This is a genomic window from Faecalibacterium butyricigenerans (assembly GCF_020687345.1).
In the GTDB taxonomy this organism is placed as follows: domain Bacteria; phylum Bacillota; class Clostridia; order Oscillospirales; family Ruminococcaceae; genus Faecalibacterium; species Faecalibacterium butyricigenerans.
This window is the reverse complement of sequence record NZ_JAJEQL010000025.1, coordinates 1-14,010: the sequence shown is the minus strand read 5'-3', so window position 1 is coordinate 14,010 and position 14,010 is coordinate 1. Positions and strand designations below refer to the sequence as shown.

At 63.2% G+C, this 14,010-nt stretch carries 11 protein-coding genes; 2 read left to right on the top strand and 9 right to left on the bottom strand.

Features of this window, described 5'->3' with window-relative positions; all coding sequences use genetic code 11:
* Positions 1-33: 33 nt before the first annotated feature.
* The 9 genes from LKD23_RS09450 to LKD23_RS09410 all read right to left on the bottom strand — a co-directional run bounded on the left by LKD23_RS09450 (position 34) and on the right by LKD23_RS09410 (position 12,472).
* Positions 34-1,119: a hypothetical protein gene (locus tag LKD23_RS09450; protein WP_227621441.1), complete on the bottom strand. Its 1,086-nt coding sequence runs from the start codon at positions 1,117-1,119 to the stop codon at positions 34-36.
* A gap of 21 nt (positions 1,120-1,140) precedes the next feature.
* On the bottom strand, positions 1,141-3,213 hold the full coding sequence (gene ftsH / locus LKD23_RS09445) for an ATP-dependent zinc metalloprotease FtsH (protein WP_227621458.1): 2,073 nt from the start codon (positions 3,211-3,213) through the stop codon (positions 1,141-1,143).
* 94 nt (positions 3,214-3,307) lie between these two features.
* Positions 3,308-3,856 carry a hypoxanthine phosphoribosyltransferase gene (gene hpt, locus LKD23_RS09440; RefSeq protein ID WP_227621440.1) on the bottom strand — a complete coding sequence of 183 codons (549 nt, stop codon included), beginning with the start codon at positions 3,854-3,856 and terminating at the stop codon, positions 3,308-3,310.
* On the bottom strand, positions 3,843-5,318 hold the full coding sequence (gene tilS, locus LKD23_RS09435; RefSeq protein ID WP_227621439.1) for a tRNA lysidine(34) synthetase TilS: 1,476 nt from the start codon (positions 5,316-5,318) through the stop codon (positions 3,843-3,845). Before tilS ends, hpt begins: the two co-directional genes overlap by 14 nt.
* Entirely contained in the window at positions 5,318-6,715 is a 1,398-nt protein-coding gene (dnaB, locus tag LKD23_RS09430) for a replicative DNA helicase (protein ID WP_015564739.1), read from the bottom strand. The genes tilS and dnaB overlap by 1 nt, the downstream gene beginning before the upstream one ends.
* A gap of 83 nt (positions 6,716-6,798) precedes the next feature.
* Positions 6,799-7,254, bottom strand: a complete 456-nt coding sequence (gene rplI / locus LKD23_RS09425; RefSeq protein ID WP_227621438.1) for a 50S ribosomal protein L9 — start codon at positions 7,252-7,254, stop codon at positions 6,799-6,801.
* 287 nt (positions 7,255-7,541) lie between these two features.
* Complete coding sequence (glf, locus tag LKD23_RS09420; protein ID WP_227621437.1) at positions 7,542-8,645, bottom strand: UDP-galactopyranose mutase; 1,104 nt, start codon at positions 8,643-8,645, stop codon at positions 7,542-7,544.
* Positions 8,645-10,651, bottom strand: coding sequence for a DHH family phosphoesterase (locus LKD23_RS09415; protein WP_227621436.1), 2,007 nt, complete (start codon positions 10,649-10,651; stop codon positions 8,645-8,647). Before LKD23_RS09415 ends, glf begins: the two co-directional genes overlap by 1 nt.
* Positions 10,652-10,678: 27 nt before the next feature.
* Complete coding sequence (locus LKD23_RS09410; RefSeq protein WP_227621435.1) at positions 10,679-12,472, bottom strand: ribonuclease J; 1,794 nt, start codon at positions 12,470-12,472, stop codon at positions 10,679-10,681.
* 399 nt (positions 12,473-12,871) lie between these two features.
* Here LKD23_RS09410 and rnhA point away from each other — a divergent pair, with 399 nt between their 5' ends.
* Together rnhA and LKD23_RS09400 are read left to right on the top strand one after the other, a co-directional pair.
* A complete protein-coding gene (rnhA, locus tag LKD23_RS09405) occupies positions 12,872-13,336 on the top strand; it encodes a ribonuclease HI (RefSeq protein ID WP_227621434.1) in 465 nt (154 codons plus the stop codon).
* Entirely contained in the window at positions 13,333-13,851 is a 519-nt protein-coding gene (locus LKD23_RS09400) for a hypothetical protein (RefSeq protein ID WP_227621433.1), read from the top strand. Before rnhA ends, LKD23_RS09400 begins: the two co-directional genes overlap by 4 nt.
* The last annotated feature ends 159 nt before the right edge of the window (positions 13,852-14,010 follow it).

The window sequence follows — 14,010 nt, the reverse complement described above, 5'->3', positions numbered from 1 at the left end:
AGGAAGCCTCTGCCTCCTCCGCCGTACAGCGATCTACATTACGAACTGGGAATACACGAAGCCCCACAGGGCGATGCCTGCACACACGATGGCGGTGATGGGCGGCACCCAGCGGATGAGCGTCTCCGCGATGCTGTCGCGGGCGTCCTCCTCTTCGTAGTCGTCCTCCTCATCCAGCGGCTGGGCCTGTACACGGGACGGCGGCGCGATGTGGGCCGAAGGCATCACACGGGTGCCGTACTTCTCCTCGCTCTCGTCCGGCGCAAAGGCCGCCGGGCGCACCGGCTCAGGCTGACGGGGCAGGACGCGGGTCGCCTCCTGCTCCGGGGCGCTGGACATCACTCGGGTGGCCTCCGGTGCCGCAGGCGCAAAGCTGGGCGCAGAGCGCACCTCCGGACGGGGCGGGATGATGCGGGTAGCCTCCTCCTGCGCCGCACCCATGATGCGGGTCGGCTCTTCGGCAGGGGCGGCGGATGCCGTCGGCTGGGCCGCAGGCTGCGGCGCGGGCTGACGCACCGGCTCTTCCGGCTGAAGCAGGGTGTTCAGTGCGTTTTGCAGCAGGATGCGGTCGCTGCCGCACTCGGAGCAGTAGACGGTGTCCTCCTCCTTCGGGTGGAAGGCACCGCAGGCGCAGTACCAGCCATTCTCAAAGACCTGCGGCATGAACTTCATGCCGGTGCGGTTCATTCGGGCCTCGAGGGCCTTCTGCATCTCGGGACTCAGGCGGCGGGGGGCCGGCAGGCGCACCCGCTTGATGCTCTCGAGGTGGACGACCTTCTTGCCGCTGTAGACGTTCTGCAATGTAACGTCCACGCTGGTGATGGCCTTCTGGGTGACAAAGACGGCTTCGTCCATGCCAAAGCTCTCGCCCGGCTTGGCAGCGAGGTCGCGGTACTCGAAGGTATCCTCGCAGAGGATGACGCCATCCACGCCCTTGCACTTGAAATGGATCTCCAGCGCCGTCAGAGTTACACGGGAAATGTTCTTAAAGGTCAGACAGACCGCGTGCTCGCCGCTGACTTCGCCCTTGAGCAGCTCCACGCAGACGAACTGCACCGGGCTGCCCGGGGTATAGTAGTTGGCCCGGGTCCGTGCGACCGGTTCAAAATTTTCCTCCACAGGACTCTCCCCTTTCTCGGTTTACTCGGCTGCTTCGCCCTCATCCGGCGTCCCGGGGGCTGCCTGCGGGGCAGCATCCACCGGCTCGGCAGCTTCGGCAGGCTCAGCAGGTTCTGCGGCCTCAGCCTGCTCCACAGGCTGGACGGTCGGCTCGGCCTCGGCGGGCTTTGCGTCCGGGTCCTCACGCGGGGGCAGGGTCTCGCCTGCCATCACGGCGTTGAACTCCTTCTCGTTCAGCTTCTCGCGCTCCATCAGAGCCTGTGCCAGCGCATGGAGCTGGTCGATGTGCTCGGTGAGGGTGCGGCGGCAGGTCTCGTAGGCCTCGTCGATGATGTCCCGCATCTCGCTGTCGATCTCGGCAGCGGTGGTCTCGCTGTAGCCCTTGCCCTGACCAAAATCGCGGCCAAGGAAGGTCTCCTCCTGCGAGGTACCGTAGACCACAGGGCCGAGGCGCTCGGAGAAGCCGTACTTGGTGATCATCTGGCGGGCGATGTTCGTGGCCTGCTGCAGGTCATTGGATGCACCGGTGGAGATGTCGTCGAGGATGAGCTGCTCGGCCACGCGGCCGCCCAGACTGGACACAATATCCTCGAACATCTCGCCCTTGGTGACGTAGCTGCGGTCCTTTTCGGGCAGATACATGGTGTAGCCGCCTGCCTGACCGCGGGGGATGATGGTGATCTCATGCACACGGGGGTGGTGCTTGCAGTAGAAGCCCGCCACCGCGTGGCCCGCCTCATGGTAGGCAGTGAGCTTTTTCTCCTCGGGGGTGACGACCCGGCTCTTCTTCTCCGGGCCGGCCATGACCTTCATGGATGCCTCCTCGATGTCCTCCATCGTGATGGCCTTGCGGCTGCGGCGTGCAGCCAGCAGAGCGGCCTCATTGACGAGGTTCTCGAGGTCAGCGCCTGCAAAGCCCGCGGTGCGCTGTGCGATGACCCGCAGCGAGACATCCGGGGCGAGGGGCTTGTTCTTGGTGTGGACCTTGAGGATCTCCTCACGGCCTTTGACGTCGGGCAGACCAACGTAGACCTGACGGTCGAAGCGGCCCGGACGGAGCAGGGCCTTGTCCAGAATGTCGGCGCGGTTGGTGGCAGCCATGACGATGACGCCGTCGTTGGCCTCGAAGCCATCCATCTCCACCAGCAGCTGGTTCAGCGTCTGCTCACGTTCATCGTGACCGCCGCCGAGGCCGGCACCGCGCTGACGGCCCACTGCGTCGATCTCATCAATGAAGATGATACAGGGCATCGTCTTTTTTGCCTTGTCGAAGAGGTCGCGCACGCGGGATGCGCCCACGCCGACGTACATCTCGACGAAGTCCGAGCCGGAGATGGAGTAGAAGGGCACGCCGGCCTCACCGGCACAGGCGCGGGCCAGCAGGGTCTTGCCGGTGCCCGGAGGGCCGACGAGCAGCACGCCATGGGGGATGCGTGCGCCCAGAGAGTTGAACTTGTCGGGACTCTTCAGGAACTCCACGACCTCTTTCAGCTCTTCCTTCTCTTCGTCCTCACCGGCCACATCGGCAAAGGTGGCCGTCTTCTTGTTCTCGTGCTCGTCCTTTACCTTGGCCTTGCCGACATTCATGATGCCGCCGCCACCGCCGACGCCGCCCCGCATCATGGAGAAGAGCAGGAAGCCGGTGCAGCCTAGCATCCCCAGATAGAAGATGATCTCCATCCATGGGATGGTCTCCTTGAGGGAGGTGTAGTCGTAGGTCATGGGCGCGTCGGGGTTCGCCGCGTCGTAGGACTCGATATATTTCTCCACGTTCTCGATGAAAACGTAGGCGTAGGGCAGCTTATAGCGGACGGTGACAGTGCCGTCGTCCTCCTGTACCGCGCCGGTGGACTCCGACGAGGTGGAGAACATCCCGCTCAGCAGGCCGCCGGTGGCCTGCGTGGTGCTCTGGGTGGAGGAGACGTCCGGCAGGGGCAGGTCGCCCTCCTTCAGGTTCAGGGTGATGACGCTGGTGTTGCGGTCCAGCGTGAAGGCCGTGACCTGATTGTGCTCAAAATAATGGACGACGGTGGAGTAGCTCATGGTCGAGCCGCTGGTGCTGCCCGAGCCGCTGCCCATCACCGACCAGACCATCAGCACAGCGGCCAGCGCCAGTGCAAGGATGAGCGGATTGATACGAGGTCTTTTAGGTTGCAAAAGGAATCAACTCCAGTTCTGGTTTTATTTCTTACTTTTCGTAGACGCGGGGCTTGAGCACGCCGATGTAAGGCAGGTTGCGGTACTTTTCATCGTAGTCGAGGCCATAGCCCACCACGAACTCGTCCGGCACAGCGAAGCCCTCGTAGTCCGGGGCGATGTCCGCCTTGCGGCGGCTGGGCTTGTCGAGGATGGTGCAGATCTTCACCGAGTTCGGGTTGCGCATCTTGAGCATGGGCACAAGGTTGGACAGGGTGATGCCGGTGTCGAGGATATCCTCTACGATGAGCACATCCTTGCCGGACAGGTCGCCGTCCAGATCTTTGATGATCTTGACGAGGCCGGTGCTGGTGGTGTTGCCGCCGCCGTAGCTGGACACCACCATAAAGTCGATGTTGCACGGGATGGTCACAGCCCGCATCAGGTCGGCCATAAAGACCACCGACCCCTTGAGGATGGAGACGAGGACAAGGTTCTTGCCCTCGTAGTCCCTGCTGATCTGAGCGCCCAGCTCTGCTACCTTTGCTTTCAGTTCCTCTTCCGAGACGAGGACCTTCATAATATCATCATGCATGGTCATGATTCGATTCCTCCCAATTTTCCAGTTTCACTTGCAGCAGCTGCTCTGTGTCCGGCCCGGGGGCAAGCCCATCGGCAAAACCCTCGCCGCAGACCCACAGCACCTGCTTTCCTGCCGCCAGCAACGGCAGCGTGTCCCGTTCCCGGGGCGGGACACCCGCCTCGTTCATCCATTTGCGCAGCTCCCGGTCTGTTCCCCGCCCAGCCGGGCGGAAGCGGTCGCCCGGCTGACGGCAGCGCAGCCGCAGAGCAGGACATATCAAGTTTATTTTAGCATAATCTGCCTGATTTTTTAAGTCTTTTTTATGAACGACCTGTGTTTTTTCTTCAAAACAGGCCGAAACCACCCGAATCTGCAGCGTTCCGCCTCCGGGCAGCGGGTAATCGCCGCCCTCGGGCAGGGATACTGCACGCTCCGGAACATCTGCTTTTTCACCCTGCGGGCGGATGTTGTTGTCGCTTCCCTCCCGCCAGAGCAGCCCTTCCCGTCCACAGAAGCGGACGTTGTCGGTGAGCTGCACCGCGCCGCTGCCCCTCTCCACAAGAGCCGCCAGCAGCCGGATATACTTTTCCTCCGCGTCCCGCACCGGCTCCACGAGGCGGTGGAGGGCCGTGTCGAGGATGAGAGGGTCCGCCTGTCGCAGAGCTGTCAGCCGCCACACCGGCTGTCCGGTGCGCAGGGCGCACCTTGCCCCGCCGGGCAGGCACTTCGGGTCTGTCACCCGGGCCGAGGCCAGCAGGCTTTCCGCCTGTCGGGCGAAGTATTCGTCCGCCCGGGCGGCCTTCTCGCAGAAGCGGGCCAGATTGCGCTCGGCGGCGCGGTTGGCTGCGCAAAGGGCAGGCAGTGCGCCGTGGCGCAGGCGGTTGCGGGCGTAGTCGTCGGCCTCGTTGGTCTCGTCTGTCACCCACGTCTCCCCGCAGGCACGGCAAACGGCCTCGGTGTCGGCCCGGGTCAGGCAGAGCAGGGGCCGCAGGTAGCCCGGCCGGCTGGGCCGGATGCCCGCCGCGCCGTGGAGGCCCGTTCCCCGGGCCAGCCGGAACAGCAGCGTCTCGGCCTGATCACTTCCAGTATGGGCCGTTGCGACGGCGTCTATCCCCTCTGCCAGCAGCCGCCCGAAGCAGGCGTACCGCAGACGGCGCGCCCAGTCCTCCCCGGTCTGCGGCCTGCCCACCTCTGCTTCCAGCTCAGCGGCATGGAAGACCCGCAGCGGCAGACCCAGCCGGGCGCAGGCCTCCCGGACGAAGGCCTCGTCCCGGTCGGCTGTCTCCCCCCGCAGGCCGTGGTTGACATGGCAGACCGTGAGTGTGATGCCGTTTTCCTCGGCCAGCGGGCGCATGAGGCAGAGCAGCGCCATGCTGTCCGCCCCGCCTGAGACGGCCAGCGCGATCTGCCGCCTGCCCTCCAGCAGCCCCTCCCGGGCGCAGAAGCCGCGCACCGTCTGCAAAATTTCTTCGCACGTCATCAGCGCTTGAAGTCCACATCCATGAACCGGGTGTGGGCGCCATCCCAGCCCAGCGGCACCGTGCTGGTCTCGCCATGACGGTTCTTTGCCACGATGCACTCGGCGGTGTCGGCATCCACCTCCGCGCCGTCGGGGTTCTGGCTGGCGTAGTAGGAGTCGCGGTAGAGGAAGAGGACGCAGTCGGCGTCCTGCTCGATGGAGCCAGAGTCACGCAGGTCGGACAGCTGGGGGCGGTGACTGGAGTTGTTGCCCTGCTTTTCCACGGCACGGGACAGCTGACTCAGGGCGATGATGGGGACGTTCATCTCTTTGGCCATGATCTTGAGGTTTCGGGTGATGGAGCTGATCTCCTGCACACGGTTCTCGCTGCGCTGGCCGCTGGTCATCAGCTGCAGGTAGTCGATGACGATGAGGCCCACGTTGGGGCGGGCGGGGTCCTGATTGACCCGGCGGATCTTCGCCTTCATCTCGGTGATGGTGATGCCCGAGGTGTCGTCCATATAGATGGGGGCGTCGTGGAGCTTTTCGGTGGCGAGGGCCAGATACTCCCAGTCCTCAGCCCGGAGCGCGCCGGTGCGGAAGGCCTGACTGTCGATGCCCGCTTCCGCCGATAGGATGCGGTTGGTCAGCTGCTCCTTGGTCATTTCGAGGCTGAAGATGGCCACCGGCACCTTCTGCTGCATGGCGACGCGGGTAGCGATGTTCAGCGCAAAGCTGGTCTTGCCCATACCGGGGCGGGCGGCGAGAATGATGAGGTCGCCGCGGCCGAGGCCGGTGAGGACGGTGTCCAGCAGGCGGAAGCCGGTAGGGATGCCCTTGTACTTGTCGGCGTCGGGGCCGCTGATCTTCTGAAGATTGGTCAGCGTCTCCACCATGCTGGAAGAAAGGGGCGTCAATGCGCTGGAATCCCGGCCTGAGCGTATCTCATAGATGCGCTGCTCGGCGTTTTCCAGCAGGAGGTCGGCGTCCGGCTCGTCCCCGGCGTCCTGTAAGATGTCCTTCGCCACCCCCATGAGCTGGCGCACCAGATACTTTTCCTGCACGATCTGGGCGTAGGCCTTGACGTTGGAGATGCTGGGCACTGTCTCGGCTAGACCGGTCAGGTAGACCTTCGCCTCGTCGGCGCTGGGGAAGACGCCATCTGAAATGACGGCGTCCAGCAGGGTCACGAAGTCGATGGTCTGGTCGCTGGTAAAGAGCCGCAGCATCTCGGAGTAGATCTGCGCATTCTGGCGGGTATAGAACATCTCGGGCCGGATGATCTCCACCAGGTCGGTCAGGGTCTCCGGCTTGAGCAGCACTGCACCCAGCACGCTCTGCTCTGCCTGCATATTATAGGGCAGGTTGATGCCCACGCTCTCGAGGTTGAGTTCGTTGTAATGTCGTTCGTTCGGCATGGCTGTTATCCTTCTGAATCGTTATCGTGTCCGTAAAGCCAAAAAGCGCCCCCTGCCGAGAGGGGGCGCAGAGAACGGCTGGATCAGGCCTGCTCCACTTCGACCTGAACTTTAAAGGAAGCGGTGACACCGACATAAAGGCGGACCTTGCCGTTGAAGACGCCCGCGTCCTTGATATCCTTGGTCTCCAGCTCGATCTTCTTCTTGTCGATGGGCGAACCGGCCAGCTGGGCCAGAGCCTCAGCCACTTCCTTGCCGGTAACTTTGCCGTGCAGACGGCCGGATGCGCCGCCCTTGGCCTTGATGACCACAGTCTTACCCTCGAGCTTTGCGGCCACAGCCTGTGCAGCGGCCACATTCTCTGCCTCGTGGAAGTCTGCGGCAGCCTCCTTGCCCCGGGCGATATTCACCGCGCTGGCGTCGGCCACAGCGGCCAGCTTGCGCGGGAACAGAAAGTTGCGGGCGTAGCCGTCGGAGACCTCGTGGATCTCGTCCTTCTTGCCGATGCCCTTGACGTCCTGCTTCAGAATCACTTTCATGATAGTATCCCTCACTTCCCGCCGGAATATGCCCGGCGAAGATTTCTATGGTTAGTATACAGCAATCGGGCTGTTCCGTCAACGCCTGCTAAAGGCTCTCCCTTTGGGAGAGCTGGCGAGCGAAGCGAGACTGAGAGGGCAAGCCCGTTGCGACAGTGCCGGTGCGCGGAGATAGGCAAACTCTTTGTCAGAGCGATACTATCGCCGTGCCTGCACTTCTCCGCCAGCATCCTTGCCCTCTCCGTCACCTACGGTGACACCTCTCCCAAAGGGAGAGGCTTTTTACGTTATGCCAGCTCTTTGCCCACGACATCCAAGGCCACCTCGATGACCTTATCCATATCGTAGTACTTATACTCGCCCAGACGTCCGCCGAAGAGGACGCCCGGCTCGGCATCGGCCAGTTTCTTATACTCAGCGTACAAAGCACCATTTTTATCATCGTTCACCGGGTAATACGGCTCGTCGCCGGGCTTCCACTCGGCGCTGTACTCCCGGCTGATGACGGTCTTGGGCTGGGTGCCGAACTCAAAGTGCTTGTGCTCGATGATGCGGGTGTAGGGGGTCTCGGCGTCGGTGTAGTTCACGACGGCGTTGCCCTGATAGTTGTCGGTGTCCAGCGTCTCGGTCTCGAAGCGGACGCTGCGGTACTGCAGCGCACCCAGCCGGTAGCCGAAGTAGGCATCCACCGGGCCGGTGTAGACCACCTTGTCGGCCAGCTTGTCCAGCTCTGTCTTCCCGGCCAGATAATCCACGCCCAGACGCACCTCCACACCGTCCAGCATCTTCTCCACCATGGCGGTGTAGCCGCCGTTGGGGATGCCCTGATACAGGGCGTTGAAATAGTTGTCGTCGTAGGTGAAGCGGACGGGCAGACGCTTGATGATAAAGGCGGGCAGCTCGGTGCAGGGGCGGCCCCACTGCTTGCCGGTGTAGCCCTTGATGAGCTTTTCGTAGATGTCGGTACCCACGAGGCTGATGGCCTGCTCTTCGAGGTTCTTCGGCTCGGTGATGCCGGCCTCGGCGCGCTGGGCCTCGATCTTCGCCTTCGCCTCGGCGGGGGTCACGACGCCCCACATCTTGTTGAAGGTGTTCATATTGAAGGGCAGGTTGTAGATCTCGCCGTGGTAGTTGGCCACTGGGCTGTTGGTGTAGCGGTTGAACTCTGCGAACTGGTTCACATACTGCCACACGGCCTTATTGTTGGTGTGGAAGATGTGGGCACCATAGCGGTGGACATTGATGCCCTCCACCGGCTCGGTGTAGATGTTGCCCGCGATGTGGCCGCGCTTGTCGAGGACGAGGCAGCGCTTGCCCGCCTTCTTGGCCTCGTGGGCGAACACTGCGCCGTACAGGCCGGCGCCGACGATGAGATAATCGTACTGTTTCATCACTGTTTGTCCTTTTTCTTCTGTTCCGGCTCCGACTCGGGGCCGCTCTTCTTCTGCGCCTCCCGGTACTGGTCGATGGCCGTCTGGATGCGGCTGCGGGCCGCCTCCGGGGTGATATGCTTGAGCTGGGCCGCAGCCATGGTCTGATGTCCGCCGCCGCCCAGAGCCTCCATGATGACCTGCACGTTCACCGCGCCGAGGCTCCGGGCCGAGATGTTGACGCCGCCGCCCACCTGCACGGCCACGAAGCTGGCCTCCACGTTCTGGATGGTCAGCAGGTCGTTGGCGGCCTGCGCGATGGCCACGCGGGCCTCGGGGGCCACCTCACCGCTGACGGTGATAGCGCAGCCCCGGTACATCTGGGCTTCCGATACCAGCATGGCCTTGGTGGTGTACTCCACCATGCTCACGTCAAAGAGCTGGCGCACCCGCTCGGTCTCCGCGCCGTAGCGGCGGAGGGCCGCCGCAGCCTCAAAGGTGCGCACGCCGGTGTGGAGGGTGAAGTCCCGGGTGTCCAGCATGATGCCGGAAAGCAGACCCTCGGCCTCAATGCGGTTGGGCTTGTCGTCCCGGTCGCCCACATACTGCAGGAACTCGGTGACAAGCTCACTGGCCGAGGAGGCATACGGCTCGTGACAGACGAGGTCGGCGTTCTCGATGAAGCCGACGCCCTTGCGGTGGTGGTCGATGACGGCCACCTTGCCGCATTTTTCCAGAATTTCGCGGCTCTCCACCAGCCCCAGCTGGTATGTATCCACGATGATGCAGAGCGTTCTCTGTGAGATGATGGGCAGCGCGCCCTTGGGGTCGATGAAATCGTCCTCCTGCCCTGCCGCGACGAGGGCGTTGATGAGGCTCCCGGCGAGGGTGGCATCCCGGCGCACGGCGATAACAGCCGGCACATCGCAGATCTTGCAGATGCGCAACACGCCCTCCGCCGCGCCGATGGCGTCAAGGTCGCTCATCCGGTGGCCCATGATGACCACATGGTCGGCTTCCTTGATGAGCTTGACCAGCTGGTCGGCCACGATGCGGCTGCGCACCTTGCTGCGCTTCTCCACGCCGTGGCTGACGCCGCCGTAGAAAGTAAAGCCGTCCGGAGTCATCTCCGCAGCCTGATCACCGCCGCGCCCCTGCGCCATGTCCAGCGCCTGCACGGCCATATCCTGCGCCTCCCGCAGGGTCTTGGCCCCGCGTCCGATGCCGATGGAGATGGAAAGGTTCACGCTGGGGTCAAGGGCGCGGATCTTGTCCAGCACGTCATAGCCCCGCTTGGCAAACTGTTCCAGCTGGCGCTCCTCCACCACGGCGATATAGCGGCCGCTGGCCACCCGGCGCAGAAAGCCGGTGCCCCGGCCGATCATATCCTCCAGCACCCGGTTGATGCCCTCCAGCAGGCGGGCGCGCTCGCTGTCCAGCATATCGCTGAACACATCGTCGTAGCCGTCCACGAGAAAGACCAGATAGCCCGGGCGGCTGGCCTTGTACTCGGCCTCCACCTTACGCAGGGCTGTCTCCTCGTTCAGTACGAGGAGGGTCATGCTCTCCGCCTCGCCGGGGACCGTGGAGCTGTGGACGCTCCACGCCCCGTCGGCCAGATTCAGCAGCTGGCCGCCCGCCGTCCGGGATTCCTGTAGGTCGAGGCCGGGCAGCACCTTCTGCACCCGAGGGGTCAGAAGGGACTCTCCCTTCATCAGGCGGGTGCGGAACTCGGCGTTGTACCACAGCACCGTCTCCCCCGACAGGAGGGCGGCGGGCTGGCTCAGCGGCTCGAGGCTGAACTGGGTCTTTGATTTTTCAAAGCTGCCGCCGCACACCCAGCGGGCCACCCAGCTGCGCAGCCGGCAGCGGAATAGGACGAACAGGACGCCCCACAGCACCACCAGCACAGCCAGCAGCGGCCAGATGGCCGGGCGCTGTACCAGCAGTACCAGCACCAGAAGAGCGCAGAGCACTGCCAGCGCAGCGGTCAGCATTTCAAGAGTCCACCTTGGTTTTTGTTTCATGAAGTATTATGCCTCCTGCGGGCAGCATCAGACCTCCATCAGGATGGGGAGGATCATGGGGCTGCGCTTGGTGCGGCGGTAGATATAGCTGCTCAGGGCCTCGCGCACGCGGGTCTTGACGCTGTTCCAGTCGCGGACGTGCTCCTCCACGCAGCGGTCGAGGGCCGTCTCCACGATGCTCTGGGCGCCATCCATCAGACTCTCGTTCTCCCGCACATAGACGAAGCCACGGCTCACAAGGTCGGGGCCGGCCAGCACCTTGCCGGTCTTGCTGTCCACGGTGGCCACGATGATGACGAGGCCATCCTCGGACAGATGCTTGCGGTCCCGCAGGACGACATTGCCCACATCGCCCACGCCGAGGCCGTCCACCATGACAGCGCCCGCCGTCACCGGCTCGCCCAGCTTCATCTCGTCCTGACTGAGGATGATGTTGGAGCCGTTCTCGGCAATGAGGATGTTGCTGGTGGGGATGCCGAGGCTGGCCGCCGTGATGGCGTGCTTCTTCAGCTGCTTGTATTCACCGTGGACGGGCAGGAAATACTTGGGCTTGGTCAGGGTGAGCATCAGCTTCTGCTCCTCCTGACAGGCGTGGCCGGAGACGTGGACATCGTACATCCCCTCGTAGATGACCTCAGCGCCCAGCAGGAGCAGGCCGTTGACGATCTTGGTCACGCTCTTCTCGTTGCCGGGGATGGGCTTGGCCGAGATGATGATGAAGTCGCCGGGGCCGACCCGCACCTGACGGTGGCTGCAGGAAGCCATGCGGCTCAGCGCGCTCAGAGGCTCACCCTGACTGCCGGTGGTCACCAGCACCACCTGCTCAGGCGGGTACTGGTTGATCTCGTCGATGCTGATGAGGGTACCCTCCGGGATGTGCATATAGCCCAGCTCCTGCGCCATGGCCGTGTTGTTGACCATGCTGCGGCCGCTGAAGGCCACCTTGCGGCCATCCTCCACGGCGAGGTCGATGATCTGCTGGACGCGGTAGATGTTCGACGCAAAGGAGGCGATGATGATGCGCTTGTTCTGCGCCCGGGCAAAGAGATTGCGGACGCTGGCGGCCACCTTCTGCTCGGTGGCGGTAAAGCCGGGCTTCTCGGCGTTGGTAGAGTCGCTCAGCAGGGCCAGAACGCCCTTCTGGCCGTAATCGGACAGGGTGGCAAGGTCGGTGGGGCCGCAGGCCAGCGGGGTATAATCGATCTTGAAGTCGCCGGTCTGGATGATGGTGCCCGCCGGGCTGTCGATGGCGAAGGCCACGGCGTCCGGGATGGAGTGGTTCACATGGATCGGCTCCACCGTAAAGCAGCCCAGCTTGATCTTCTGTCTGGGGGTGATCTCCACGAACTTGGTCTTGCCCGCAAGGCCGAATTCCTCCAGCTTGTTGCGGATGAGGCCGCAGGTCAGGCGGGTGCCGTAGATGGGCAGGTCGAACTTCTGCAGCAGGTAGGGGATGCTGCCGATGTGATCCTCGTGGCCATGGGTGATGAGCAGACCCTTGATCTTATCCTTGTTCTGCACCACAAAGGTCATGTCGGGGATGACCATATCGACGCCAAACATATCGCTGTCGGGGAAAACAAGGCCGCAGTCCACGATGATCATGTCACCGCAGCACTCGTAGACCGTCATATTCTTGCCCACCTCGCCGAGGCCGCCCAGCGGATAGATATGGATGGGCGTTGCAGCCTCCTTGGGCTGCTGGGGGCGGCGGGGCCGACGGGTATAGTGGGGCCGGCGGGAAGTGCGGGGCCGCTTTTCGCCGGCCGCATTGGCCTGAGCCGGGGCGGGTGCGTGATTCTGTTCTTTTGTCTGTGCCATCGAAAACCTCCAAAAATTCAATCAGCAAAGCACAGGCCCATCTGCAAAAGATCGCCTGTCCTGCATTAGGGGAAGCATAAAAACGCATCTGCTTCCGTCGGATGCATCGTATAGAAATTATTTTATCAGTGTGGTTTTCTGCCGCACTGTCTGTTCCGCGGGAAGCCTCTTGCCCATCCAGTCCATCTGTTCGATGCGACCGCGGCGCTTCGGCAGGAACGCTGTGAGCGCACCCTCGGCACGCCCCTATACGCATTTCGTTGCAACAAGTATAGTATTTCTCGCCTCTTTTGTCAATCCAAGCTTGGGCCGGACGGCGGCAAATTATGCCCTGCCCTCTTGACAGACGGGCCAAAATGGCTCTAAATAGAGGTATGAATTTTATTTCAGGAGAAACGCATGAAACAGGTTGAAGTTTACACCGACGGCGCGTGCAGCGGCAATCCCGGCCCCGGCGGCTGGGGCGCAGTGCTGCGCTACCGCTTTAACGGCAAGGTCTACGAAAAGGAGCTGAGCGGCGGCGACGCCTCCACCACCAACAACCGGATGGAGCTGACGGCCTTCATCGAGGCCCTGCGCCAGCTCAAGGAGCCTTGCGAAGTCCACCTGTGCTCCGACAGCCAGTACGTCATCAACGGACTGGAAAAGGGCTGGGCCAAGGGCTGGAAGCGCCGGGGCTGGAAGAAATCCGACGGCTCCCCCGCCCTGAACCCCGACCTCTGGGAACAGGCGCTGGAGCAGGAGGCACGCCACAAGCTCACCTACGTCTGGGTCAAGGGCCACGCAGGCCACCCGGAGAACGAACGCTGCGACCAGCTTGCGGTCGCCCAGAGCCAGGCACATGGCGGGAGACAGGGACGATGAACGATACTTTTCTGCCCGGGAACGGGTTCGACACCTACGAAGAACAGGACCGGGTCCTGATGGGCCTGAGCGGCAGCGTGCGCAGCGGCGTGGCGGTCCGCATCCTGCAGCAGCAGGGCTTTGCCGTGGCGGCAGCCGTCGTCCGGCTGGCCGACACCCCCGAAGAGCACGCCGCCGCAGACGCGGCCAAGGCGCTGGCCAAGAAGCTGGACGTGGAGTGCATCGCCCTCAACGCCGAGGCTCTGGCCGGGCAGGACGCCGAAGCCGCCCGCTTCGCCGCCCTGCTCACCGCCGCCGACAAGCTGGGCATCCAGTATGTCGCCTCCGGCCACTATGCCCGGATGGAGACAGACGCGCAGGGCGTGAGCCACCTCTTCCCGCCCGAGAGCGGTGCTCCGGACGAGAGCGACCGCCTCGCAACCCTTTCTCCCGAGGTGCTGGCCCGCCTCATCCTCCCGCTGGGCGATTTTGCACCGGAGGACGTGGCAGAGATGGCAGAGGATTTTAAGTTGTAAGATTCCTTCTGTTATCGCACAAAACCTTCCCTCTTCGCCAGAGGCTCCCCTACAAGGGGAGCTGGCGAACGAAGTGAGCCTGAGAGGTTGTATGAAGAAAAGCCTAACTGTAAACCGCAGCTGGACTCAACCTCTCCGTCACGCCTGCGGCGTGACACC

What these genes read in the sequence shown, in the direction of transcription:
- dnaB (WP_015564739.1), bottom strand. Translation starts at nt 6,715, where the DNA reads ATGCCGAACGAACGACATTACAACGAACTCAACCTCGAGAGCGTGGGC.
- LKD23_RS09410 (WP_227621435.1), bottom strand. Translation starts at nt 12,472, where the DNA reads ATGGCACAGACAAAAGAACAGAATCACGCACCCGCCCCGGCTCAGGCC.
- tilS (WP_227621439.1), bottom strand. Translation starts at nt 5,318, where the DNA reads ATGACGTGCGAAGAAATTTTGCAGACGGTGCGCGGCTTCTGCGCCCGG.
- rplI (WP_227621438.1), bottom strand. Translation starts at nt 7,254, where the DNA reads ATGAAAGTGATTCTGAAGCAGGACGTCAAGGGCATCGGCAAGAAGGAC.
- ftsH (WP_227621458.1), bottom strand. Translation starts at nt 3,213, where the DNA reads ATGGTCTGGTCGGTGATGGGCAGCGGCTCGGGCAGCACCAGCGGCTCG.
- rnhA (WP_227621434.1), top strand. Translation starts at nt 12,872, where the DNA reads ATGAAACAGGTTGAAGTTTACACCGACGGCGCGTGCAGCGGCAATCCC.
- LKD23_RS09400 (WP_227621433.1), top strand. Translation starts at nt 13,333, where the DNA reads ATGAACGATACTTTTCTGCCCGGGAACGGGTTCGACACCTACGAAGAA.
- LKD23_RS09415 (WP_227621436.1), bottom strand. Translation starts at nt 10,651, where the DNA reads ATGAAACAAAAACCAAGGTGGACTCTTGAAATGCTGACCGCTGCGCTG.
- glf (WP_227621437.1), bottom strand. Translation starts at nt 8,645, where the DNA reads ATGAAACAGTACGATTATCTCATCGTCGGCGCCGGCCTGTACGGCGCA.
- hpt (WP_227621440.1), bottom strand. Translation starts at nt 3,856, where the DNA reads ATGACCATGCATGATGATATTATGAAGGTCCTCGTCTCGGAAGAGGAA.